The following is a 21,540-nucleotide window of genomic DNA, read 5'->3' as shown; positions in this document are numbered from 1 at the left end:
CGACAACCCCACCGGACATGGGTACTTCTCCCCATCGACCCGGTCTGTGCGGCCCTCATAGATTCATCCGTGTCAGCAGCACAGGGGAGCGGCTGGCACGGCACGGGGCTGCAGGGGGTCCCGGAGCCGACAGCGAGGGCGGAACTCCGCAGGGGGAGTTCCGCCCTCGCTGTGTGTGCTCGGCGCCGCGCGGTGTCGCGTGGTACCGCCGGGGCCCGGATTGTGTGACCATGGCCCCATGACCACACCTCCAGGGGGTCCGAGCGGCCCGAACGTCCCTCCGCCGCCCGGCGGCTCCTTCGGCCAGGGGCCTCAGCACGGCCAGTTCAACCAGCCCTACGGGCAGGGGCAGCCGGCCTACGGCCAGGGTGCACCGCCTCCCGGTCAGGGCTACGGCGGTCCGGGTGCCCCCGGCGGCCAGCCCCCGAAGAAGGGGATGAGCGGCGGCATCATCGCGGCCATCATCGGCGGTGTCCTCGTCGTGGTCCTCGCCTGCTGCATCGGTGGCTACTTCGCCTTCGGTGGTAGCGACGACGACGAGAGCAGCTCCTCGTCGACGAGCCAGTCGACCTCGCAGAGCTCCACCGAGTCCTCCACCTCCGAGCCGACGAGCGAGTCCTCGACCTCCGAGCCGACGACCGAGTCCTCGACCTCCGAGCCGACGACGAGCTCGAGCAGTTCCAGCGCCGCCGGCGGTGGGGACTTCCCGGCCGAGTTCGACGGTTGGAAGCGCGGCACCACGAGCAACACCAGCGGTCAGCAGACGGCGGTCTACACCAAGGGAAGCGACACGATCTCCGTCGTCTCGAGCTCCTCGGTCAGCCCGTCCGACTTCGAGGCCGTCTGGGACGACGACGAAAAGGTCGGCGACGCCCACTGCGGGACGCTCTCCTCGACGACCCAGTGCGCGGGCGAGAAGGACGGGACGACCTACCTCGTTACCTCCGCCACCGAGAAGTCCGCCTCCACCGTGGCCGGCATCCTCGAGAAGTACCTCGACGCAGTCTGATCACACCTGCTCCACCGGAAGGGTCCCGTCCTTGGACGGGGCCCTTCCGTCGTCCCGGACCCGCATAGGGTGGGGGCATGCCTCGGCACATCACGACGACGATCTCGGACGGCATCGCCCACGTGCGGCTCGCCCGCCCGGACAAGCTCAACGCCCTGACGCTGGAGATGCTCGACGACCTCGCGGCCGTCGCCCACGGGTTGCGGTCCGACCGTCGGCTGCGCGCCGTCGTCATCTCGGGTGAGGGCGACTCCTTCTGCGCGGGCCTCGACTTCGGCTCGGCGATGAAGAAGCCGTCGGGCATCGTCTCGCGCTTCGTCCCGCGCCCGTGGCGGGGGACCAACACCTTCCAGGAGGCCCCGTGGGCCTTCCGCCGGCTGCCGGTCCCCGTCATCGCGGCCGTCAGCGGTCACTGCCTCGGCGGCGGGCTGCAGATCGCCCTGGCGGCCGACTTCCGGATCACCCACCCCGACGCCACCTGGTCGGTGCTCGAGGGGCGCTGGGGGATCATCCCCGACATGTCCGGCGTGCAGGCTCTGTCCGAGCTCGTGGGCATCGATGTCGCCAAGCAGCTGACGATGACCGCGGACAAGATCACCGGCACCCGCGCCGACGAGCTCGGGCTGGCCACGGAGGTGGCGGACGACCCGGTGGCTGCCGCCCTTGCCCTGGCGGAGCGCTTGGCCACCCGCTCGCCCGACGCGCTCGCGGCGACCAAGCGACTCTTCGACGGGACCTGGCACCGCAGCCCACGCCACACCTTTGCGCGGGAGCGAAGGGAGCAGCTCCCCCTGCTCTTCGGCCCCAACGCCGCCCGTGCCCGGGCGGCGAATGCCCGCAAGGCAGAGCCGGAGTTCCTGCCCCGTCAGCGTCGGCTCGTCCCGTGAGCGGCGGTCCCCGGGCCCAGGCGGGCTTCCTGCCGATCGTCCCCGAGGACCTGCCCGAGGGCTGGTCGAGCCGGGCCCCCGACGAGGGCGATGTCGACGAGCTCATCGCGCTCGTCTCGGCCGCGAAGCAGGCGGTCGACGGCTCGGGTGCCGTGGAGAGCGAGCTCATCGCCGGTGAGGCCGTCGGCGAGGGGTCATGGACCCGTCGCCAGGTCGTCGTCGTCGACCCCGGAGGGGCGATCCGCGTGTGGGCGCGGGTGCACGACCGCGCGGCCGGTCGGTGCAACATCGACCTGACCGCCGACCCGGACCTCGGTCGTGAGGTCGAGCAGGCGCTCGCCGCCTCGCTCCTCGCCTGGGCCGAGGCGGTTGCGCTGCGCATCTCGCGTGGCCGCGGCCTCGGCGGGACCCGACTGGACGTGTCGGTCCACGAGGACGACGAGCGGCTGCGCAGCATGCTCGAGCCGGCCGGGTTCACCCGCGCCCGGCGGTGGTTGCAGATGAGCCGCCCCATCGGTCCGGGCGACACCGATCTCGCCGAGACCCGCGAGGGCGTCGTCGTGCGGCAGGTCGCGCGCCGTGACGACGGGACCCCGGTCGCGGCCGACCTGCAGGCGGTCTACCGGATGATCGAGGAGTCCTTCGCCGACCACTTCAACTCCTACCGGGAGTCCTTCCCCGAGTTCCTCTCGCGGCTGCGTGAGGCCCCGGGGCACCGGTGGGACCACTGGTGGATCGCCGACATCGAGGTCGAGGGCCAGTGGGTGCCCGGCGGTGCCGTCGTCGCGTCCGTCCTGCCCGAGGACAAGCAGGGCCACGAGGGCACGTACGTCGACTACATCGGCGTGCACCGGCTCGCCCGTGGGCGGGGCGTCGCGAAGTCGCTGCTCCACGCGGTCATCGCCGACACCGCCCGCCGTGGCCGCAACCGCGTCGCGCTCGAGGTCGACGCCGACAGTCCCACCGGCGCCGACGGCCTCTACGAATCGATGGGCTGGGTCACCCGCTACCGCACCGAGTCGTGGCACCGCGACGTGCGCTTCGAGGGGACCGACGCCCCCGTGCCGCAGGCCCGCCTGGACCAGTAGCCCGGCTGCGCATCTCCCTAGGGAAATGCGCACGCAAGGCCACATTTCCCTAGGGAAATCACCGGAAGGGCTGTCATTTCCCTAGGGAAATGCGCACAGGGGTGGCATTTCCCTAGGGAGATGTGCGCAGGTGCGGTCAGTGGGTGAGGCGGTGGGTCTCGATGGTGAAGTCCTGCGCCCGCAGGCGCTCGATGAGCGCCGAGCCCATGGCCACGGCGGGGGTGAGGACGCCCCCTTCGCTCGTCAAGTCGTCCTCGGCGAGGCACAGCGCGGACTGGCCCAGCATGATCGCCGTGCCGTTGTAACCCGGGTCTGCTTGTGCCGCAACGGTGGTCGCGTACTTCGTGCCCGACGTCGTCATGGCGACGACCTCCATCGTGAAGCGGCCGTTGACCCGCGTCTCCTCGTCGGGGCCCTCGCCCGGGTCGGGGAGGAAGCGGTCGATGACCTTGCGGGTCGGCGCGAAGGAGAGTCCGCCGACGAGCCCGAGGAGGCCGGCGGTCATGCCGGTGGCGGCGAAGGGGGCCTTGGCGCGGGCGCCGAAGTCGGTCACCTCGTGGTACCGGAAGGCGCGGCCGTAGGCCCAGCCGAGCAGGGCATTGCTGCGACGCACGATGCGTGTGTTGTACGACGCCATGATGAAGGGGCCGGTCCAGTGACCGTCCTCGGTGCGGCGCACCGGCAGTCGCGACCCGACGCGACCGGCGACGGAGCGGACCCGGCCGCCCCGTGGGGCGGGCGTGGCCTGGGTGTCGGCGCGATCGGACTTCGTCGGCTCGGCGGCCCGGTCGGGGCTCAGGCCGTAGGGGTCGTTGATGACGCGGCGGTCCTCGACCGACTCGCGGGCGGCGATCGTCTGGCGGCGCATCGAGTCGATGGTGCCGCCGGACAGCCCGCCCTTGAGCCGCCGGACGAAGAGGACGGTGTCGGTCAGCTCGCCGGCCCCCTCGTCGGCGGCGATGCGGGCGGTCTCCCAGACGCCGAGGTCGGACGGGATCGAGTCGAAGCCGCACGAGTGCACGATGCGCGCGCCCGAGCGCTGGGCCACGTCGTGGAAGGCGTCTGCGGTGTCCCGGACGAAGAGGACCTCGCCGGTGAGGTCGGCGTAGTGCGTGCCGGCGACGGCGCAGGCCTTGACGAGCTCGCTGCCGTAGGCGGCATAGGGGCCGACCGTCGTCACGAGCACGCGGGTGCGGGCGGCAAGGTCGGCACAGGCCGCCGGGTCCGAGACGTCGATGACGATGCGGGGCCAGTCCGCGAGAGGGGCTCCGAGCTCGGCGGCGAGCACGTCGAGCTTGGCGCGGGAGCGACCGGCCAGCCCGATCCGCAGCCCCGCAGGGGCGTGGTCACGCAGGTGCTGGGCCGTGAGGCGGCCCACGAAGCCGGTGGCGCCGACGAGGACGATGTCGAGGTCACGGGCCGGGGACTCAGTCATGAGTTCGACAGTAACGCGTTGTGCCGCAGGATGTTTCATCTTCATCGATCACCTGGCGAAGGGGGATGCCCACGTCGTGAGGCTTCCCTTGCGGAGCATCCTCGGCTATGAAGGGTGCGTGGCGTCAGTCGCGCCGCGCACCGACACGAAGGAGAAGCACGATGACGCAGCCTCCGAGCGAGACCCCAGACCTGCCCGAGGAGGCCATCGGCGGCGTGCCGACCGAGGCCCCTCACGCCGACGGTGCTGCCGGTGACGGTGGCGCGGACGGTGCTGCCGGTGACGGTGGCGCGGACGGTGCCGCTGGTGACGGTGGCGCGGACGGTGCCGCTGGTGACGGTGGCGCGGACGGCGCCGCTGGTGACGGTGCTGCTGGTGACGGTGCTGCTGGTGACGGTGGCGCCGACGGCGGGGTCTGAGTGACCGACCCCCACGAGGCCGGTGCACCGACGGGGTGCACCGGCCTCGCCCGTCTGACCGACCTGGCACCCGACGACTTCGCGCGGGCCTGGGGCCGCGAGCCTCGACACGTCCGCGCCGACGCGCTCCCCGCCGGCGGTGCCCTGCTCGGCATCGACGACGTCGACGCGCTGCTCTCTCGCCGGGGGATGCGGGCCCCCTTCGTCCGGGTGGCCAAGGAGGGCCGCACGCTGGCTGATGCCGACTTCACCCGCGGTGGCGGGGTCGGTGCCGGGGTGCGTGACCAGGTCGACGACACGGCCCTGCTGCGGCTCTTCGCCGACGGGCACACGATCGTCCTGCAGGGGCTGCACCGCACCCACCCGCCCGTGCTCGCCCTCGCGCAGGAACTCGCGGCCGACCTCGGGCACCCCGTGCAGGCCAATGCCTACGTGACCCCGGCGGCCAACCGCGGCTTCGCCGCCCACTACGACGTGCACGACGTCTTCGTCCTGCAGACCGAGGGCACCAAGCGGTGGTCCCTCCACGCCCCCGTCCACGAGCACCCGCTGCGCGACCAGCCCTGGCAGGACCGTCGGTCCCAGGTGGAGCAGGCCGCTGCGGCCGAGCCCTACCTCGACGTCACGCTCGAGCCGGGGGACGTGCTCTACGTGCCGCGTGGCTGGCTCCACTCCGCCACCGCGCTCGGCGGGGTGAGCGTCCACCTGACGATCGGCGTGCACGTCTGGCACCGGCACCACATCGCCGAGGCCGTGCTCGACGGCACCCGGCGCGCTCTCGCCGAGCAGCCGGAGCTGCGGACCTCACTGCCGCCCGGCGTCGACGTCAGCGACCCGACCCACCTCGCCGAGCACCTGACCGCCGTGCGCGCGGCCCTCCACGCGGCCGTCGACGCGCTCGACGACGCGGCGGTCGCCGCCCTGCTCGCACCCAAGCAGCGGGCCGCCCAGCGCCCCGCCCCGGTCGCCCCCGTCGCGACGGCGGCTGCACTCGCCGACGGGCTCGCCGACCACGAGGTCGTGCCCCGCGAGCACCTGCGCGCCAGCCTCGAGCCGACCGGGGCCGGTGTCGACCTCGTCAGCCGAGCAGGTCGCCTCCCGCTCACGACCGCCGAGGCCGACGGGGTCGACACGTGGCTCACGGGCTCGGGCGCCGCGCTGGACCGGGCGCTCGCCTATCGCCTCGTGGTCGGCGGGGTGGCGGTCCTTGCGCCCAGAGGCGCCGCGTAGGCTCTCGGAGATGACCGAACCCGTGCCCCCCGAGCGATTCCGCTGCTCGGTCGCCGCCCTCGAGCGCGGCGACGCGCCCGTCGGCACCGCGGTACCGGCGCGCTACTGGATGCTCGTCGGGCACCCCGGCCCCTGGCCGCCCAAGCCGATCCAGGCCCCGCCACTCACCGAGGTCGGCGACGACCTGTCGGTCCAGCTGGGACGCTTCGGCGCGCGGTTGCAGCTCATCCGCCGGCACGGTCGACTCGAGGGAGACCTCGTCGAGGCCGACGGGCTCCAGCCGGTCTTCCTCGTCGACGTCCGGCGCGGCCTCGTGGGCCGTGCCTCGTGGCAGACCCCGGAGGACCTCGTCGCGCTCGCCGGCAGGTTCGACGACCTGCCCGACCCGACGGACGAGCCGCTCCTGCTCGTCTGCACCCACGGCCGCAAGGACGTGTGCTGCGCCATCGACGGCCGCGTCGTCGCCGCCGTCCTCGACGATGCCCTCCCCGGTGCCGTGTGGGAGACGACCCACCTGGGCGGCGACCGCTTCGCCGGCAACGTGATCCTCTTGCCCGAGGGCTCGCAGTACGGCCGGCTCACCGGTGACACCGCCCTTCGCGTCGTGCTCGACCACCTCGACGGACGGGTCGACCTCGACCGGTGGCGCGGGCGTTGCTCGTGGCACCCGGCCGCCCAGGCCGCGGCCCACGACCTGATGCGCACCGACGCCTCCGTCCGCCTGCGCGACCTCGCCCCGCCGCGCCTCGAGGCCGCGGGCGACGATGCCTGGCTGGTGCACCTCGACCACGGTGATCGGTCCTCCCTTCGTCATGTCGTGCGCACGATGAGCGCGCCCCACGAGCTCACCTGCGGAGGTGCTCCCAAGGTGCAGGCGCTCTTCGACGTGACGACCCCCGGCTGAGCGGTGTGAGATCCATCGTCTCGGGCCGGTCCCGGGCCCGTCCCCGAGGCGTCAGCGGCTACGATCTGGGCCCATGACGACGACGCCGCAGAGCACCGCAGCAGACGAGCACCTGGCCGAGTGGGCCGACCGACAGGCCAAGGCCGAGGCGATGATCCCCGTCGTGGGCCGCCTCTACCGCGAGTTCGGCGTCGTGACGTCGATCCACGGCCGCACCCTCCTCGGCCAGTCGCCGACCGACATCCTCAAGGCGCACCGTTTCGCCCGCCGCGTCGACATCGAGCTGACCCTCGACGACACCCTCCCCTTGCTCGAGGCGCTCACCGCCCTCCAGCCCGGCCCCGCCTCCGTCGACGTCGCGCGCCTGCACCGTCGCCGCCTCGAGACCGGCGAGGACGTCTCCCTCGAGGACTTCCTGCGCGCCGAGCTCGGCGACGTCATCGGCAAGCACGGCGGTGACGAGGGCGAGAGCGCCGACGTCGTCCTCTACGGCTTCGGCCGCATCGGCCGTCTGCTCGCCCGCATCCTCATCGAGCACGCCGGCACCGGCCACGGACTGCGGCTGCGCGCCATCGTCGTGCGCAAGGGCGCCGACAACGACCTGTCCAAGCGCGCCAGCCTGCTGCGCCGCGACTCGGTCCACGGCTCCTTCCCCGGCACGATCACGGTCGACGAGGACAACAACACGATCCTCGCCAACGGCACGCTCATCCAGGTCATCTACTCCGACAGCCCCGCGAGCGTCGACTACACCCAGTACGGCATCGACAACGCGATCGTCGTCGACAACACCGGCAAGTGGCGCGACGAGCTGGGTCTCTCCCAGCACCTGCAGTGCCCGGGCGTCTCCCGCGTGCTCCTCACCGCCCCCGGCAAGGGTGGCCTGCCCAACATCGTGAGCGGCATCAACGACGCGATGATCGGCGACGCCGACGTCGTCACCGCCGCCTCGTGCACGACCAATGCCATCGTCCCGGCGCTCAAGGTCATCAACGACGAGTACGGCGTCGTCGGCGGCCACATCGAGACGGTCCACTCCTTCACCAACGACCAGAACCTCATCGACAACTTCCACAAGGGCGAGCGTCGCGGCCGCTCCGCAGCGCTCAACATGGTGCTCACCGAGACCGGTGCCGCCAAGGCCGTGGCCAAGGCGCTGCCCGAGCTCGAGGGCAAGCTCACCGGTAACTCGGTGCGCGTCCCCACCCCCAACGTGTCGATGGCGATCCTCAACCTCACCCTCGAGAAGGCGGTCGAGCGCGAGGCCCTCAACGACTTCCTCCGCCAGGCCTCCCTCTACGGCGACCTGCACAAGCAGCTCGACTACGTCGACAGCCCCGAGGTCGTCTCCACGGACTTCGTCGGCAACCGCCACGCCGGCATCGTCGACGGCCGCGCGACCATCACCGCCGGTGACCGCGTCGTCCTCTACGTCTGGTACGACAACGAGTTCGGCTACTCCTGCCAGGTCGTGCGCGTCCTCGAGGAGATGGCCAAGGTCCACCCGCCGGTCTTCCCGGCGGTCTGAGCCCACCCCGACGCCCCGGTCGCCGTGCGCGGCCGGGGCGTCGGCGTGGTCGGTGGACCTCCACCAGGACGAAGCGGGGGAGCACGTCACCGGCCGAGCGGGCGGACCTCGAGCTCGTCGCCCCCGCAGGTCCGCCCCTCGTCCGGAGCGTCCATGATCCGGCCGGCGTTGAGCACCGACAGCGAGTCGAAGCTCGGACGCCCCTCGATGACCGAGCGGTACTCGTAGCGGGTGAGTCGCTGGGCGCGGCACCGGTCGTCGAAGGTCAGCACGTCGAAGCTGCTCGGCTGGCCGACGAGCTCCGCGTCGGGCCCACCGACGAAGTGGGACAGCGTCCCGCCCCCGGTGAAGGTGCCCACCTGCAACCGGTTGCCGTCGAGCAGCGGCACGTGGCCGTGGCCGTGCACCCGCAGTCGGCCGGGTGCACGATCGAGCGCCGGTGCCTCGTGCGAGACCGTGAGGTCCGGGGGAGCCCCCTCGCCGAGGGCCTCGAGCCAGCTGTCCCTGGCCTCGGTCTGGGCCTCGGTCGTGCCGTCGTCGGCGTCGCCGTAGTAGCGCGGGTCGTTGAAGCCCGCGATCCGCAGACCCCCGACCGTCACCTCGCGGTACTCGCCCGGCCCCGGCTGCAGCAGCTGCACGCCCGGCGTGCGCGCCAGGTCGTCGAGCAGAGCGGTGTCGTCGGGGGCGTTGCTGTCGTGGTTGCCGGCGACGAAGACGTAGGGGACCCCGAGCGAGCCGATCGACCCGTAGAGGTTGCTCAGTCGCGCCTCCTCGACGTGCCCGAGGTTGATGAGGTCGCCGGAGTCGATGACGACGTCGACCCCCTGCTCCTCGATGATCGTGCGCATCAGGGCGTACTGGTTGCTCGAGTGGATGTCCGACACGAGCAGCACCGTGAGCGCCTCGCCGTCGGGCGCGGCCTCGGGCGCGTACTCCTCCTGCAGGGCCGAGGAGAGGGCGAGCAGGTTGCGCAGGTAGGGCGTCGCCTGGTCGGCGCGTGCCTCGACGTCGTCGAGCAGACCGCGGTTGTCGAGGGCCAGCTGGAGCAGGCCGGTGGAGTGGAGCGCGACGAGCCGGTCCGGGTCGTAGGTGCGCTGGGTCGACAGGCCGAGGCCGGCGCAGGCGACAGCGGTGGCGGCGCTCGCCGCCAGCGTCGTGCGGGCCGAAGGGAGGGCCCGCCGCCGCAGACCCACGGCCCCGAGGACGAGGCCGAGCCCGCCGAGCGCACCGACCCCGAAGCGCCACCCCACACCGGTCGCCGCCTCACGGATGACGCGCGAGCGCTCCTGCGGGCTGACGTCCAGCTCCGTCGCACCGAGGTCGCCGGAGGCGACGAGCTGGGTGATCTCGGGCTTGACCCGCGGCGAGACCTGCACCCCGGGCGCGACGCCGGCGAACTGCGCGGACACGCTGCCGACGACGGTGTCCGTGCCGATCCGTGAGCGGTCCGCCCAGCTCGGGGAGAGGTGCACGTCGGCGGCGTAGTAGTCGGTTTCGACGGTGACGGGCCAGAGCGAGGCGGTCGCGAGGCCACCGAGCAGCGCCGCCGCGGCCACGAGCAGGGCGAGCGCGGGGGTCCTCAGGCGGGCGAGTCGACGCACGTGACCACTGTAGGCAGGCTCGGGGAGACCCCTTCGCTACTCGTGGGTAATAAGTATTAGAGTCACCCCATGGATGCAGACGCCATTGTCGTGGGCCACGGGCTGGCCGGACTCGTCGCGGCGGCGGAGCTCGCCGACGCCGGTCGCAAGGTCCTCCTCGTCGACCAGGAGAGCGAGGCCAACCTCGGGGGGCAGGCGCACTGGTCCTTCGGAGGACTGTTCTTCGTCGACAGCCCCGAGCAGCGCCGCCTCGGCATCAAGGACTCCGCCGAGCTCGCGCACTCGGACTGGATGAACACGGCCGGCTTCGACCGCGACGAGGACCACTGGCCGCGGCAGTGGGCGCAGGCCTACCTCGACTTCGCCGCCGGCGAGAAGCGCTCCTGGCTGCACCAGCAGGGCATGCGCTGGTTCCCCATCGTCGGCTGGGCCGAGCGGGGCGACGGGTCAGCGCACGGGCACGGCAACTCCGTGCCGCGATTCCACATCACGTGGGGCACGGGGCCGGGGGTCGTCGCCCCTTTCGCCCGACGGGTCGCCGAGGCCAAGGAGCGCGGCCTGATCACCTACGCCCACCGCCACCGCGTCGACGAGATCATCGTCGAAGGGGGTGCCGTCGTCGGCGTCCGCGGAGCCCGGCTCGCGGACGACGGTGCCGAGCGGGGCGTCGCGACCAACCGCGACAGCATCGGCGGCTTCGAGCTGCGCGCGCCGGTCGTCCTCGTCGCCTCCGGCGGCATCGGCGGCAACCACGACCTCGTGCGCGCCAACTGGCCCGAGCGCCTCGGCGCGCCGCCGAAGCACATGGTGACCGGCGTGCCCGCGCACGTCGACGGACGCATGATCGGCATCACCGAGGCGGCCGGCGGCAACCTCATCAACCGCGACCGCATGTGGCACTACGTCGAGGGGATCCGCAACTGGGACCCCATCTGGGCGCAGCACGGCATCCGCATCCTGCCCGGGCCGAGCTCGATGTGGCTCGACGCCGAGGGCAACCGCCTGCCGGCGCCGCTGCTGCCCGGCTACGACACCCTCGGCACGCTGGAGCACCTGCGCGCCACCGGGCACGACCACTCGTGGTTCATCACCAACCGGTCGATCGCCGGCAAGGAGTTTGCCCTCTCCGGCTCGGAGCAAAACCAGGACCTCACCGGCAAGGAGGTCGCGGGGGTCATCCGCAAGCGCTCGCTCGCCGACGTCACGCCGTCGATGCAGGCCTTCCTCGACCAGGGGGCTGACTTCGTCCAGGCCGACACCGTCGAGCAGCTCGTCGCCAAGATGAACGAGCTCGTCGAGGACGGCGAGCCGCGACTCGACCCCGCCCTCGTGAAGAAGCAGGTCGACGAGCGCGACGCCCAGCTCGACAACCCCTACGGCAAGGACGCTCAGATCGCCGCGATGCGCGTGGCCCGCTCCTACGTCGGGGACAAGATCTCCAAGCGGGCCTACCCGCCGCACAAGCTGACCGACCCCAAGAAGGGCCCGCTCGTCGGCGTCAAGCTGCACATCCTCTCCCGCAAGACCCTCGGCGGCTTCGAGACGGACCTGTCGGCACGGGTGCTCGGCAGCGACGGCCAGCCGATCGCCGGTCTGTACGCGGCCGGGGAGGCGGCGGGATTCGGCGGCGGTGGCGTGCACGGCTACCGCGCCCTCGAGGGCACCTTCCTCGGCGGGTGCATCTTTTCCGGGCGGACCGCCGGTCGGGCGATGGGCGCCGAGATCGGCGACTGACGAGAGCCCACGCGTGCAGGTGACCGGCGTAGGGTGACGCCGGTCACGACGAAGGGGGACGCTGCATGTGGGCAGCGCTGCGGCACCGCAGGGGGCAGGTCATCGCCCTTGCTCTCGTGTCCGCCCTCGTCGTCACGTGCGCGGTCTTCTCCCCGGTCTTCGCGCGCAGCATCGACCAGGCCCTGCTGCGGGTGCACGTCACCGAGGCCGACCCGGCGGCCACGGCCATGGCCATCGCGCGCAACCGCACCTCGACCGACCGCGACCTGCGCCCCGGGAGCGTCGCGGAGGCCGTGCCGGCGGAGCTGGCCGAGGTCTCCCGGGAGCCGATCCAGATCATGCGCCACTCGGGCGACGTCGTCCCGGCGCCCGGCAAGAAGGCCTCGCCGGTCGTCGTGCGCTCGCGCACCTCGGTCTGCGAGCACCTCGAGGTCGCGGGGGACTGCCCGTCGGCGGCTGGCGAGGTCCTCGTCTCGTCGGCCGACGCCAAGGCATGGGGGTGGAAGGCCGGGACGAAGCTCGCTGTGCCGCAAGGCAAGTGGGGGCGCTTCGACCCCGACCCGCCGCCGGTCGAGCTGAGGGTGGTCGGGACCTACACGGTGGTCGACGACCCCGACTACTGGCTGGGCGACCGGCCCGACGGCAAGTCGGGCGTCACCGCCCCCGACCTCGACAACCTGCCGCTCATCGACGACCTCATCACCGACGAGGCCACCTTCGCCGATGCCTTCCCCAAGGCGACCGCGCTCGTCGTGCTGCCGCTCGACCGGGAGGCCGCCACGCTCGACTCCCTCCCGCTGGCCGCGCAGGCCGTGGAGGGGATGCGCGAGGAGCACCCGGAGCTCGACGTCGACGACACCGCGACGACGCTCATGGACGGCATCGCGACCGGGCGCGACCAGACGGCGGTCATCGTCCCCTTCGTCACCGTGCAGCTGGCGCTGCTGTCGGTCCTCGTCCTCTTCCTCGTCGCCCAGGCCGCCGTGGACCAGCGTCGGCACGACGTCGCCCTCGCCCGGCTGCGGGGCCGCTCGCGCAGCGGCGCCCGCCGGCTGCTGCTCGCCGAGCTGCTCGTGCCCGTGCTCCTCGGGGTGCCGCTCGGCGTCGTCGCGGCCCTCGGCCTCGCCGTCCTCGTCCGGCGTCTCATGCTCCCGGCAGGGCTGCCCTTCGAGGTGCCGCTCGCCGCGCTCGGGTGGATCGTCGGGGCGCTCCTGCTGTCGGTGCTCGCCGTGCACCTCGCCGCCCGCCCGGTGCTGCGCGAGCCGGTCAACGACCTCCTCCGGTCCGTGCGACCGAGCACGGCCGGGGGGTCCCGCACGACCGAGGCCGTCGTCGTCGTGCTCGCCGTCATCGGGGTCGTCGGGCTGGCCACGGGGGCGCTCTCCGGCCCCGCCGCGCTGGCCACCCCGACGCTGCTCGCCATCGCCGTCGGCGTGCTGGCCGCCCGTCTCGTCCCGGCCCTCGCCGCCCGCCGCGCCCGCTCGGCCATGCGTCGCGGCCGGGTCGCCGCAGCGCTCGCCGGGCACGGCATCGGGCGTCGGCCCGCCGCCCGACGGGTGCTCACGGTGACGACTGTCGCCACGGCTGTGGCGATCTTCGGTGCCAACGCCGTCGTCGTCGCCGACCGCAACCGCGAGGCCAGGGCAGACCTCGAGACCGGCGCGCCCGCCGTGCTCACCGTCGACTCGACGACGGCCCCCGCCCTGCTCGACGCCGCGCAGCTGCTCACCGACGACGGCATCGCCGCGGCACCCGTCGCGCTCATCCGGCCGCGGGCCCGCGACGCCGAGGCGACCCTGGCCACCGACCACGACCTGCTCGCGCGGGTCGCCCACCCCGACACGGTGGCCGGCCTCGACCTGTCCCCGCTCCGGCTGCCCGAGCAGGCGCCCATCCCGATCCCCGGAGCACGGGCCACCGCCCACGTCTCGTGGGACCTCACGACGAGCACCGGTGACGCCGACCCCGCGCTCGTCGTCGACATGACGACGGCCGACGGGGCCAGCCGCAGCGCCACCCTCGCCACCCTCGGCCCGAAGACCTCGGGCAGCCGCACCGTGCGCGCAGACCTCTACTGCCCCGAGGACTGCCGGCTCGCCGGGCTGCGCGTCGCGACCTCCGGGGCGACCGGCACCGAGGTCACCGGCACGGTGACGATGACCGGCCTGGCCGTCGACGGTCAGGAGCTCCCGGTCGCCGATGCGCAGACTTGGGCGTCCACCCGCACCGGCGACGGCACGGGGATCACGACGAAGGTGACGGGGGACTCCCTTCGCCTCGACGTGCAGGCGGCCGACGGCGGCGACGTCTCGACGTGGGTCACCGACGTCCCCCGCCCCCTGCCCGCCATCGCCTCCACCCCGGGGCCGAAGGGGGAGGTGCGCCAGGTCGTCGACGTCTCCGGCGGTCAGACCGAGGTGCGCATCGCCGACGTGCCGACCCAGCTGCCGAGCGTCACCGATCGCGGGGTGCTGCTCTCGCTGCCCGCCCTGGCACGGGTCACCGGTGACCTCGACACCGTGCGCACCGAGCGGCAGATCTGGCTCGCCGACGCCTCTCCCGCAGCCGTCGACCGCGCCACCGCGCTGCTCGCCGAGGACGACGTCACCGTGCGATCGGTCGTGACGAGCGCCCAGGCGGCGAGCGTCTACGACCGGTCGGCCTCCGGCTGGGGACTGCAGCTCGCCCTCATCGGTGGTGGCCTGGCCGTCGCGCTCGCCGGCCTGGTCCTCGTCATCCTCGCCGTCACCGGGTGGCGGGCCGCCGCACGCGACCTCGCCGCCCTGCGGATCAGCGGGGTGAGTCGCGCCGCGGTCGCCCGGGCGACGCGCACTGAGCACCTGACGACCGTGGTCGTCGGGGTCCTCCTCGGTGCCGCCTGCGCGGTGGCGGGGTCGTGGATCGCGCTGCCCTCGATCCCGCTCTTCACCTCACCCGCCCGCGTGCCGCGGGCGGACCTCGCCCCGGACTGGCCGACCGTGCTCGCCGCCACGGCCGGGGTGACCCTCGTCCTCGTCGTCATCGCGTGGCTGCTCGCCGGAGTGGTGCTGCGCCGGGTGCGCCTCGGCGCGGCACGGGGGGAGCTGGGATGAGCGGGCTGCCGGTGCGCACCCACGGGCTCGTGCACATCTACCGGGCCGAGGGCCACGACGTCGCGGCGCTGTCCGGCGTCGACCTCACCGTGGCCGCCGGCGAGCGCATCGCTCTGCTCGGCCCGAGCGGCGCCGGCAAGTCGACGCTGCTCGCGCTCTTCGGGGGTCTGCTGCGCCCGAGCGCCGGCCGGATCCACGTCGGCGACCACGAGCTGTCGGCCATGACGGAGGCGCAGATCGACGGCTTCCGGGCCGGTGAGGTCGGCATCGTGCTCCAGGGAGCGGCCCGCAACCACCTGCCGTGGCTCACCGTGCGGGGCAATGTCGACTTCGCGCAGCGGCCGGCACGGCGCAGCGGTCGGCCGGTGCCGCCGATCGACGACCTGCTCGCCCTCCTGCGGCTGTCCGACGTCGCCGACCGGCGTCTCGAGGGTCTGACCCCTGGCCAGCTCCAGCTCGCGGCGCTCGCCGTCGCCCTCGCCGGCGGCCCCGGCCTGCTCCTCGGTGACGAGCCGACGAGCCAGCTCGACCACGACGCCCGTGACATGGTGCTCGAGGCGCTCGCGGAGGTGAGCGCCGATCTCGGCACGACGGTCGTCGTCGTCACCCACGACCCGGACGTGGCCGCCGCCTTCCCCCGCACCGTCACCATCCGCGACGGCCGGGTCGGGGGCGAAGGGCGCAGCGGCGAGGAGTACTCGGTCGTGGCCGCCGACGGCTCGCTGCCGCTGCCGCCGCCGGCCGTCGAGGCCTTCCCGCCCGGCACGCTCGTGCGCGTGCACCGCACCGACGAGGGAGTCTGGCAGCTGCTCGTCGACGAGGAGGACGCATGAGCACGCCGATCGACGGACCGGACACGGCCCCGCTGGTGCTCGCTGACGTCACCGTCCGCTACGGCGACGTGGTCGCCGTCGACGGGGCGAGCGCGACCGCCCGGCCGGGGGAGATCACCGCGGTCACCGGGCACTCCGGCGCGGGCAAGTCGTCGCTCCTGTGGGCCGTCGGCGGGTTGCTCGAGCGAGGGCAGTCCAGCGGCTCGATCACGCTGGGGCACCAGGCGATCGGTGACGAGGAGAGCTCCCGCGCCGCGGGGGCGGTGCTCATCCCGCAGGGCAGCGCGCTCGCCGAGGTGCTCACCGCCCACGACAACATCGCCGTGCCGCTCGTGGCCGCCGGCACCGCCGGTGCCGCGGCGAGCGCGCTCGCCGACCGCGCGCTCGCCTCGGTCGGTCTCGACGAGCACGGTGGGCACCTCGCCGAGGAGCTCTCCGGCGGTCAGCGGCAGCGCGTGGCCGTCGCTCGGGGACTGGCGCTGTCCTCCCTTCGGCTGGAGCGGGGTGGGCTCGTGCTGCTCGCCGACGAACCCACCTCCGAGCTCGACCACGACACCCGCGAAAGGGTCGTCGCACTGCTCACCGACGTCGCGCGGCGCGGCGCGATCGTGCTGCTCGCGACCCACGACCCCGAGGTCGCCGAGGTCGCCGCCGCCCGCTGGCACCTCGACGACGGGCACCTCACCGCATTTCCCTAGGGAAATGCGGTGAGGTGGGCCGTATTTCCCTAGGGAAATGCGCAGGTGGGGCCGTATTTCCCTGGGGAAATGCGCAGGTGGGGCCGCATTTGCCTAGGGAAATGCGCAGGTGGGGCCGTATTTCCCTAGGGAAATGCGCAGGTCAGGGGGTGAGGAGGATCTTGCCGATGTGGCCGCTCGCCTCGAGCTCGCGGTGGGCGTCGGCGGCCCGGTCGAGCGGGTGGCTGCCCTGGACGATCGGGCGCACCGCGCCGGCCTCGATCAGGGGCCACACGTGCTCGCGGACGGCGGCGACGATCGCCGCCTTCTCCCCGGCGGGGCGGGCGCGCAGCGAGGTCGCGATGACCGCGGCGCGCTTGCTGAGCAGCTTGCCAAGGTCGAGCTCGCCCTTGCGGCCACCCATGAGACCGATGACGACGAGACGGCCTGCCGTGGCGAGCACGTCGATGTTGCGTGGCAGGTACTTCGCGCCCATGAGGTCGAGCACGACATCGGCGCCGTGGCCGTCGGTCGCCGCCCGGACCTCCTCGACGAAGTCCTGCTCGCGGTAGTTGATCGCGATGTCGGCCCCGAGCTCGCGGCAGAAGGCGAGCTTGTCCTCGCTGCCCGCGGTGACGGCGACCCGGGCTCCGGCGGCCTTGGCCAGCTGGATCGCCATCGTGCCGATGCCGCTCGACCCGCCGTGGACGAGGAAGGTCTCGTCGGGCTGGAGGTTGGCGGTCATGAAGACGTTGGACCACACCGTGCACGCCACCTCGGGCAGGCCTGCGGCAGAGGTGAGGTCGACTCCCTTCGGTATCGGCAGCAGCTGGGCCGCCGGCACGAGGACCCGCTCCGCGTAGCCGCCGCCGTCGACGAGCGCGCAGACCTCGTCGCCGACGGACCAGCCCTCGACCTCGGGGCCGACCTCGAGGACCCTGCCCGACACCTCGAGGCCCGGCAGGGGGGAGGCGCCCTTCGGCGGCGGGTAGTGACCCAGCCGCTGCATGACGTCCGCGCGGTTGACGCCGGCGGCGACCATGTCGACAACGACCTGGCCGGGCCCGGCGGTGGGTGCCTCGACCTCCGTGATCTGCAGGACGTCGGCGTCGCCGGGCTCGGTGATGGAGATGCCCTGCATCACGACTCGAGCCCCAGCTCCTTCTCGACGTCCTCGCGCATCGGCTTGGGCAGGTGACCGGCGGACCTCTGGTAGATCGCCGCCGCCTGACGGGTGGTCATCGTGCGGGCCAAGCCGACGGCCAGACCGGCGAGGGCCGCATAGGCGAGGGCCTCCCCGAAGGAGGTGTTGGGGTTGGTCGGGTCGATCTCGGTGTCTCGGCCGGCCTTCTTCCACACCTCGGTGATCACCTTGTTGGCGACGATGCCGGCGAGGATCGCCGAACCGCTACCCAACAGCTTCCACACCACGTTGCCCATGAGGGGTCCTTTCGCCACGCGTGAGAGGTGGTCACGGTCCGCGCCACCCGGTACGGGACCAACCCTGCCACAGGCCTATGCTGGAGGGGCACGACAGGGGAGCGCAGCAGCGCTGAGAGTGCGGGCGACCGCAGACCCTCGTACCTGATCCGGTTCGCACCGGCGTAGGGAGTCGAGTCTCACGGACCGTCGTCGCCGGACGGCCTCGCCGTCGCGGGTGGCGTCGGCCCGCCCTGTGGAGTCACACCACACAGGAGAAGCACACATGACCACCACGAAGTCCACGGGCGCGACCCGCGCCGGGACCGTCCTCGCCACCCGTCCGCTCCTCGGCTGGCGGACCGTCGACCTGCTGACCATCGCCTTCCTCGGCGTGGCCTTCGGCGTCGCCTACTGGGGCTACGGACTGCTGTACAACGGCCCGATCTCCGCCCTCGGGCTCGCCTTCCAGCCCCTCTTCGGCCTCTTCGTCGGCTTCTGGTTCATCGCCGGGGTCGTCGGGGGCCTCGTCGTGCGCCGGCCCGGTGCCGCGATCGCCTGTGAGCTCATCGCCGCGACCGTCTCCGCGCTCTTCGGCAACCAGTGGGGCGTCACGACGATCGTCTCGGGCCTGGCCCAGGGGATCGGCGCCGAGCTCGCCTTCGCGATCTTCGCCTACAAGGCCTTCGGCCCCGCCGTCGCGGTCCTCGCGGGAGCCCTGTCGGCGCCCCTGGAGTGGGTCTACGAGATCGGTGCCTACTTCACCGACTGGGCATGGGCCTGGAAGCTCGCCTACCTGCCCCTCATGGTCGTCTCCGGTGTCGTCATCGCCGGCATCGGCGGGTGGCTGCTCACCCGGGCGCTCGCGGAGGCCGGTGCGCTCAACCCCTTCCCGCCCGGCCAGGAGGTCCTCGAGCGGAGGGCCGTCTGATCCCCGACACCACCGGCGGGCCCGCGGACCGCTCCGTCGCCGTCCGCGGGCTCACCTGGCGACCGGCCGGACGAAAGGAGCCGGTCCTGCGGGAGATCGACCTCAGCATCCCCGCCGGCCAGCGGGTCTTGCTCGTCGGGCCGAGCGGCTCGGGCAAGTCGACGCTGCTGCGGGCGCTCGCGGGACTGCTGCTCACCGTCGACTCGGGTGACCTCACGGGCACCGTCACGATCGAAGGGAGCCCGCCGGGTGAGCGGCCCGGTGCGGTCGGCCTCGTCCTCCAGGAGCCCGGGTCAGGCACCGTCGCCGCCACCGTGGGGCGGGACGTCGCCTTCGGTCTCGAAAACGTCGGGGTGGCCGCTGACGCCATGCCGGCCCGGGTCGCTGCCGCGCTCACCGCGGTCGGGCTCGGCGACCTCGACCCCGCGACGCCGACGAGTGCCCTCTCCGGCGGGCAGACCCAGCGCGTCGCGCTCGCCGGTGCGCTCGCCCTCCAGCCCTCGCTGCTGCTGCTCGACGAGCCGACCGCCATGCTCGACGAGACGAGTGCCGCCACCGTGCGCGACGCCGTCCTCCGTGGTGCCGCCGGCGTGTCGACCATCGTCGTCGAGCACCGCATCGAGCCGTGGGTCGAGCACTGCGAGCGGCTCGTCGTCCTCGGCCGTGACGGTCGGGTGCGGCACGACGGACCGCCCGCGGTCGTGCTCGAGGAGCACGGGCCGCGGCTCGCCGCGGAGGGTATCTGGGTCCCCGGGGTCGCCGCGCCGGAACCCCTGAGCGTGCCGCTCGGGCCGCTCGCCCGCCCGGTCGACGGGGGTGCCCCCCTCCTGCAGGGTGAGGCCCTGCGGGTCGAGCGCCGACGCAACCACCTCGACGGCAGCAGCGAGTCGGCGACCGCGCTCGTCGCGCAGCCGCTGGCCGTGACCGGCGGCCGGGCGACGGCGCTCGTCGGCCCGAGCGGCGGCGGCAAGAGCACCTGGCTGGCCGCGCTGGCCGGACTCGTCACCCCGGTCTCCGGCCGGGTCACCACGGCCGAAGGGCGTGAGGTCGGCGAGCTCCCCGCGACCGAGATCGCCCCGCTGCTCGGGTGGGTGCCCCAGTGGAGCTCCAGCGCGCTGCTCGCGCGCACCGTGCTCGACGAGGTGCTGCTCACCGGCCGCACGCTCGGCGAGCGCGACGAGGCCGCCGCCACGGACCGGGCCCGACAGCTGCTCGAGGCCCTCGGGCTCGCCCACCTCGAGCGGGCGGACCCGCAGACCCTCTCGGGTGGCGAGCAGCGTCGCCTCGCCGTCGCCGCAGCCCTCGCCCACGGTCCCGCAGCAGTGCTCGCCGACGAGCCGACCGTCGGGCAGGACCGCGGCACCTGGGCCGCGGTCGTCGGGCTGCTCCTTGCGCAGCGTGCCCGCGGTGGTGCCGTCGTCACGGCCACCCACGACCCCGACCTCATGGCCCTCGTCGACGCCGTCGAGCCGGTGTCACCCCCTTCGCCGGGGCCGGCCCGCTCCACGCCCCGCGCGGTCCTGTCGGCCTGTGGTCCGCTGTCGCTCTTCGCCGCCGCCACGATCCCGATGGTCGCCGCGGTGCTCTCGCCCGGCTGGCGCACCTCGCTCGTCGTCCTCGCGCTGCTCGGGGTGGGCGCGGTCATCGGGCTGGCCAACCGGCCCGGCCCCGGCTGGGTCGTCGGGCGGTGGCGCGGGTTGGCGATCCGGCTCCTGCCGGGGCTCGTCGGCGCGGTCGGCGTCGCATGGTCGACCTGGCTCCTCGGCTCGCGTGATGTCGACACGGCGTTGTCGGCCGCTCTGCGTCTGCTCGTCATCGTGGTGCCGTCGGCGATCACGCTCGCCTACGTCGACCCGGACGACCTCGCGGACCACCTCGGCCAGCGGCTGCGTCTGCCCGCCCGGCCCGTCGTGGCGCTCGGCGCCGCCCTGCAGCGGGTGCAGACCCTCGGTGCCGCATGGACCGAGATCGGCTGGGCCCGCCGGCTGCGGGGGCAGGGAGTCTCGTGGCGGCACCCGCGCACGCTCGTCGCGCACCTGTGGGCCTCGACCTTCGGCATGCTGCTGCGCTCCCTCGGGTCGGCTGCGACGCTCGCGGTGGCCATGGACGCTCGCGGTTTCGCCTCGTCCGCCCGCCGCACCTGGGCCGAGCCGGCCCCCTGGCGCCCGGCCGACAGCCTCGTCGTCCTCGCGGCGTGCCTGCCCGTGCTCGTCGTGGTCATCGCCCGTCTCTGAGGGCAGGATGGCAGGCATGGCTCGTCTGCTCGTCGTCCACCACAGCCCGACCCGGTCGACCCGCGCGCTGCTCGACGCGGCGCTCGCGGGGGCCCGGCACCCCGACCTCGACGGCGTGGAGGTGCACGTCGTCCCCGCCCTCGAGGCGAGCGCCGACGACGTGCTCGCGGCCGACGGCTACCTGCTCGGCACCCCGGCCAACTTCGGCTACATGTCGGGGGCGCTCAAGCACTTCTTCGACTCGACCTTCCTCCAGGTCGGCGGGGCACTCGACGACTCCGGCGGGGCCGGCGAAGGGGGCGGTGGCTCCACCGCGAAGCGGCCCTACGGGCTCTGGGTGCACGGCCGGTACGACGTCACCGGTGCCGTGCGGGCGGTGGGCTCCATCGTCCAGGCGCTCGACTGGCGTCAGGCCGCCGAGACCCTCGAGGTCGTCGGTGACGTCAACGACGCGGCGCTGGAGGCGGCGACCGAGCTCGGCGGCACGCTCGCAGCGCTGCTGAGCTGAGCAGCGCGAGC

Annotated in this window: 18 protein-coding genes and 1 riboswitch; of the genes, 14 read left to right on the top strand and 4 right to left on the bottom strand. The window is 73.4% G+C overall.

All coding sequences use genetic code 11. The annotated features are described in order from the left end of the window. The first annotated feature begins 238 nt into the window (after positions 1–238). The 3 genes from AB4Y78_RS08375 to AB4Y78_RS08365 all read left to right on the top strand — a co-directional run bounded on the left by AB4Y78_RS08375 (position 239) and on the right by AB4Y78_RS08365 (position 2,984). Complete coding sequence (locus tag AB4Y78_RS08375; protein ID WP_441713307.1) at positions 239–1,009, top strand: hypothetical protein; 771 nt, start codon at positions 239–241, stop codon at positions 1,007–1,009. Between the two features lie 77 nt (positions 1,010–1,086). Then, positions 1,087–1,896 (top strand): crotonase/enoyl-CoA hydratase family protein, encoded by an 810-nt coding sequence (locus AB4Y78_RS08370; protein ID WP_007928500.1) that lies wholly within the window; start codon positions 1,087–1,089, stop codon positions 1,894–1,896. After that, entirely contained in the window at positions 1,893–2,984 is a 1,092-nt protein-coding gene (locus tag AB4Y78_RS08365; protein WP_306512276.1) for a GNAT family N-acetyltransferase, read from the top strand. Before AB4Y78_RS08370 ends, AB4Y78_RS08365 begins: the two co-directional genes overlap by 4 nt. Positions 2,985–3,120: 136 nt before the next feature. Here the strand turns inward: AB4Y78_RS08365 and AB4Y78_RS08360 are convergent, their stop codons facing one another. Next, entirely contained in the window at positions 3,121–4,419 is a 1,299-nt protein-coding gene (locus AB4Y78_RS08360) for a saccharopine dehydrogenase family protein (protein ID WP_259911197.1), read from the bottom strand. 161 nt (positions 4,420–4,580) lie between these two features. Here AB4Y78_RS08360 and AB4Y78_RS08355 point away from each other — a divergent pair, with 161 nt between their 5' ends. From AB4Y78_RS08355 to AB4Y78_RS08340, 4 genes are all read left to right on the top strand, one after another. Next, on the top strand, positions 4,581–4,838 hold the full coding sequence (locus tag AB4Y78_RS08355) for a hypothetical protein (RefSeq protein ID WP_441713306.1): 258 nt from the start codon (positions 4,581–4,583) through the stop codon (positions 4,836–4,838). Next, positions 4,839–6,068, top strand: coding sequence for a cupin domain-containing protein (locus tag AB4Y78_RS08350; RefSeq protein WP_441713305.1), 1,230 nt, complete (start codon positions 4,839–4,841; stop codon positions 6,066–6,068). 10 nt (positions 6,069–6,078) lie between these two features. Beyond that, positions 6,079–6,972 carry a sucrase ferredoxin gene (locus tag AB4Y78_RS08345; RefSeq protein ID WP_128276997.1) on the top strand — a complete coding sequence of 298 codons (894 nt, stop codon included), beginning with the start codon at positions 6,079–6,081 and terminating at the stop codon, positions 6,970–6,972. 73 nt (positions 6,973–7,045) lie between these two features. Beyond that, positions 7,046–8,500, top strand: coding sequence for a glyceraldehyde-3-phosphate dehydrogenase (locus AB4Y78_RS08340; RefSeq protein WP_441713303.1), 1,455 nt, complete (start codon positions 7,046–7,048; stop codon positions 8,498–8,500). Positions 8,501–8,586: 86 nt separating this feature from the next. Here AB4Y78_RS08340 and AB4Y78_RS08335 read toward each other — a convergent pair whose 3' ends face one another. Beyond that, positions 8,587–10,101, bottom strand: coding sequence for a metallophosphoesterase family protein (locus AB4Y78_RS08335; RefSeq protein WP_441713302.1), 1,515 nt, complete (start codon positions 10,099–10,101; stop codon positions 8,587–8,589). Positions 10,102–10,170: 69 nt separating this feature from the next. Here AB4Y78_RS08335 and AB4Y78_RS08330 point away from each other — a divergent pair, with 69 nt between their 5' ends. The 4 genes from AB4Y78_RS08330 to AB4Y78_RS08315 all read left to right on the top strand — a co-directional run bounded on the left by AB4Y78_RS08330 (position 10,171) and on the right by AB4Y78_RS08315 (position 16,458). After that, positions 10,171–11,835 (top strand): FAD-binding dehydrogenase, encoded by a 1,665-nt coding sequence (locus tag AB4Y78_RS08330; RefSeq protein ID WP_265230186.1) that lies wholly within the window; start codon positions 10,171–10,173, stop codon positions 11,833–11,835. A 65-nt stretch (positions 11,836–11,900) separates the two neighbouring features. After that, the gene (locus AB4Y78_RS08325) at positions 11,901–14,927 is read left to right on the top strand and encodes an FtsX-like permease family protein (RefSeq protein WP_441713301.1); all 3,027 of its coding nucleotides are present in this window, start codon (positions 11,901–11,903) and stop codon (positions 14,925–14,927) included. Then, positions 14,924–15,760, top strand: a complete 837-nt coding sequence (locus tag AB4Y78_RS08320; protein WP_441713300.1) for an ABC transporter ATP-binding protein — start codon at positions 14,924–14,926, stop codon at positions 15,758–15,760. The genes AB4Y78_RS08325 and AB4Y78_RS08320 overlap by 4 nt, the downstream gene beginning before the upstream one ends. Next, positions 15,757–16,458, top strand: a complete 702-nt coding sequence (locus tag AB4Y78_RS08315) for an ATP-binding cassette domain-containing protein (RefSeq protein WP_441713299.1) — start codon at positions 15,757–15,759, stop codon at positions 16,456–16,458. Before AB4Y78_RS08320 ends, AB4Y78_RS08315 begins: the two co-directional genes overlap by 4 nt. A gap of 142 nt (positions 16,459–16,600) precedes the next feature. On the opposite strand, the gene AB4Y78_RS08310 is transcribed toward AB4Y78_RS08315, so the two are convergent. Together AB4Y78_RS08310 and AB4Y78_RS08305 are read right to left on the bottom strand one after the other, a co-directional pair. Next, entirely contained in the window at positions 16,601–17,578 is a 978-nt protein-coding gene (locus tag AB4Y78_RS08310) for an NAD(P)H-quinone oxidoreductase (protein WP_441713413.1), read from the bottom strand. Further along, positions 17,578–17,877 (bottom strand): DUF4235 domain-containing protein, encoded by a 300-nt coding sequence (locus AB4Y78_RS08305; RefSeq protein ID WP_007928796.1) that lies wholly within the window; start codon positions 17,875–17,877, stop codon positions 17,578–17,580. The genes AB4Y78_RS08310 and AB4Y78_RS08305 overlap by 1 nt, the downstream gene beginning before the upstream one ends. A gap of 85 nt (positions 17,878–17,962) precedes the next feature. Beyond that, positions 17,963–18,065: riboswitch (TPP riboswitch) on the top strand. Between the two features lie 77 nt (positions 18,066–18,142). Between AB4Y78_RS08305 and AB4Y78_RS08300 the strand changes: the two genes are divergently transcribed. The 3 genes from AB4Y78_RS08300 to AB4Y78_RS08290 are packed head-to-tail and all read left to right on the top strand — an operon-like array spanning position 18,143 to position 21,529. Further along, positions 18,143–18,787 (top strand): ECF transporter S component, encoded by a 645-nt coding sequence (locus tag AB4Y78_RS08300; RefSeq protein ID WP_265230185.1) that lies wholly within the window; start codon positions 18,143–18,145, stop codon positions 18,785–18,787. After that, positions 18,700–21,021, top strand: a complete 2,322-nt coding sequence (locus AB4Y78_RS08295; RefSeq protein WP_441737038.1) for an ATP-binding cassette domain-containing protein — start codon at positions 18,700–18,702, stop codon at positions 21,019–21,021. Before AB4Y78_RS08300 ends, AB4Y78_RS08295 begins: the two co-directional genes overlap by 88 nt. Positions 21,022–21,037: 16 nt before the next feature. Further along, positions 21,038–21,529 (top strand): flavodoxin family protein, encoded by a 492-nt coding sequence (locus AB4Y78_RS08290; protein WP_441713297.1) that lies wholly within the window; start codon positions 21,038–21,040, stop codon positions 21,527–21,529. The last annotated feature ends 11 nt before the right edge of the window (positions 21,530–21,540 follow it).

Origin of the sequence: Janibacter sp. RAF52 (genome assembly GCF_052114035.1) — a bacterium.
In the GTDB taxonomy this organism is placed as follows: domain Bacteria; phylum Actinomycetota; class Actinomycetes; order Actinomycetales; family Dermatophilaceae; genus Janibacter; species Janibacter hoylei.
Note: the sequence above shows the minus strand (reverse complement) of the source record. Positions and strands in the feature narration are given on the sequence as shown.

Bases quoted from the DNA above. Each gene is read 5' to 3' on its own strand.
- AB4Y78_RS08340 (WP_441713303.1), top strand. From the start codon at position 7,046: ATGACGACGACGCCGCAGAGCACCGCAGCAGACGAGCACCTGGCCGAG.
- AB4Y78_RS08330 (WP_265230186.1), top strand. From the start codon at position 10,171: ATGGATGCAGACGCCATTGTCGTGGGCCACGGGCTGGCCGGACTCGTC.
- AB4Y78_RS08300 (WP_265230185.1), top strand. From the start codon at position 18,143: ATGACCACCACGAAGTCCACGGGCGCGACCCGCGCCGGGACCGTCCTC.
- AB4Y78_RS08325 (WP_441713301.1), top strand. From the start codon at position 11,901: ATGTGGGCAGCGCTGCGGCACCGCAGGGGGCAGGTCATCGCCCTTGCT.
- AB4Y78_RS08345 (WP_128276997.1), top strand. From the start codon at position 6,079: ATGACCGAACCCGTGCCCCCCGAGCGATTCCGCTGCTCGGTCGCCGCC.
- AB4Y78_RS08320 (WP_441713300.1), top strand. From the start codon at position 14,924: ATGAGCGGGCTGCCGGTGCGCACCCACGGGCTCGTGCACATCTACCGG.
- AB4Y78_RS08290 (WP_441713297.1), top strand. From the start codon at position 21,038: ATGGCTCGTCTGCTCGTCGTCCACCACAGCCCGACCCGGTCGACCCGC.
- AB4Y78_RS08370 (WP_007928500.1), top strand. From the start codon at position 1,087: ATGCCTCGGCACATCACGACGACGATCTCGGACGGCATCGCCCACGTG.
- AB4Y78_RS08315 (WP_441713299.1), top strand. From the start codon at position 15,757: ATGAGCACGCCGATCGACGGACCGGACACGGCCCCGCTGGTGCTCGCT.
- AB4Y78_RS08355 (WP_441713306.1), top strand. From the start codon at position 4,581: ATGACGCAGCCTCCGAGCGAGACCCCAGACCTGCCCGAGGAGGCCATC.
- AB4Y78_RS08375 (WP_441713307.1), top strand. From the start codon at position 239: ATGACCACACCTCCAGGGGGTCCGAGCGGCCCGAACGTCCCTCCGCCG.
- AB4Y78_RS08310 (WP_441713413.1), bottom strand. From the start codon at position 17,578: ATGCAGGGCATCTCCATCACCGAGCCCGGCGACGCCGACGTCCTGCAG.
- AB4Y78_RS08360 (WP_259911197.1), bottom strand. From the start codon at position 4,419: ATGACTGAGTCCCCGGCCCGTGACCTCGACATCGTCCTCGTCGGCGCC.
- AB4Y78_RS08305 (WP_007928796.1), bottom strand. From the start codon at position 17,877: ATGGGCAACGTGGTGTGGAAGCTGTTGGGTAGCGGTTCGGCGATCCTC.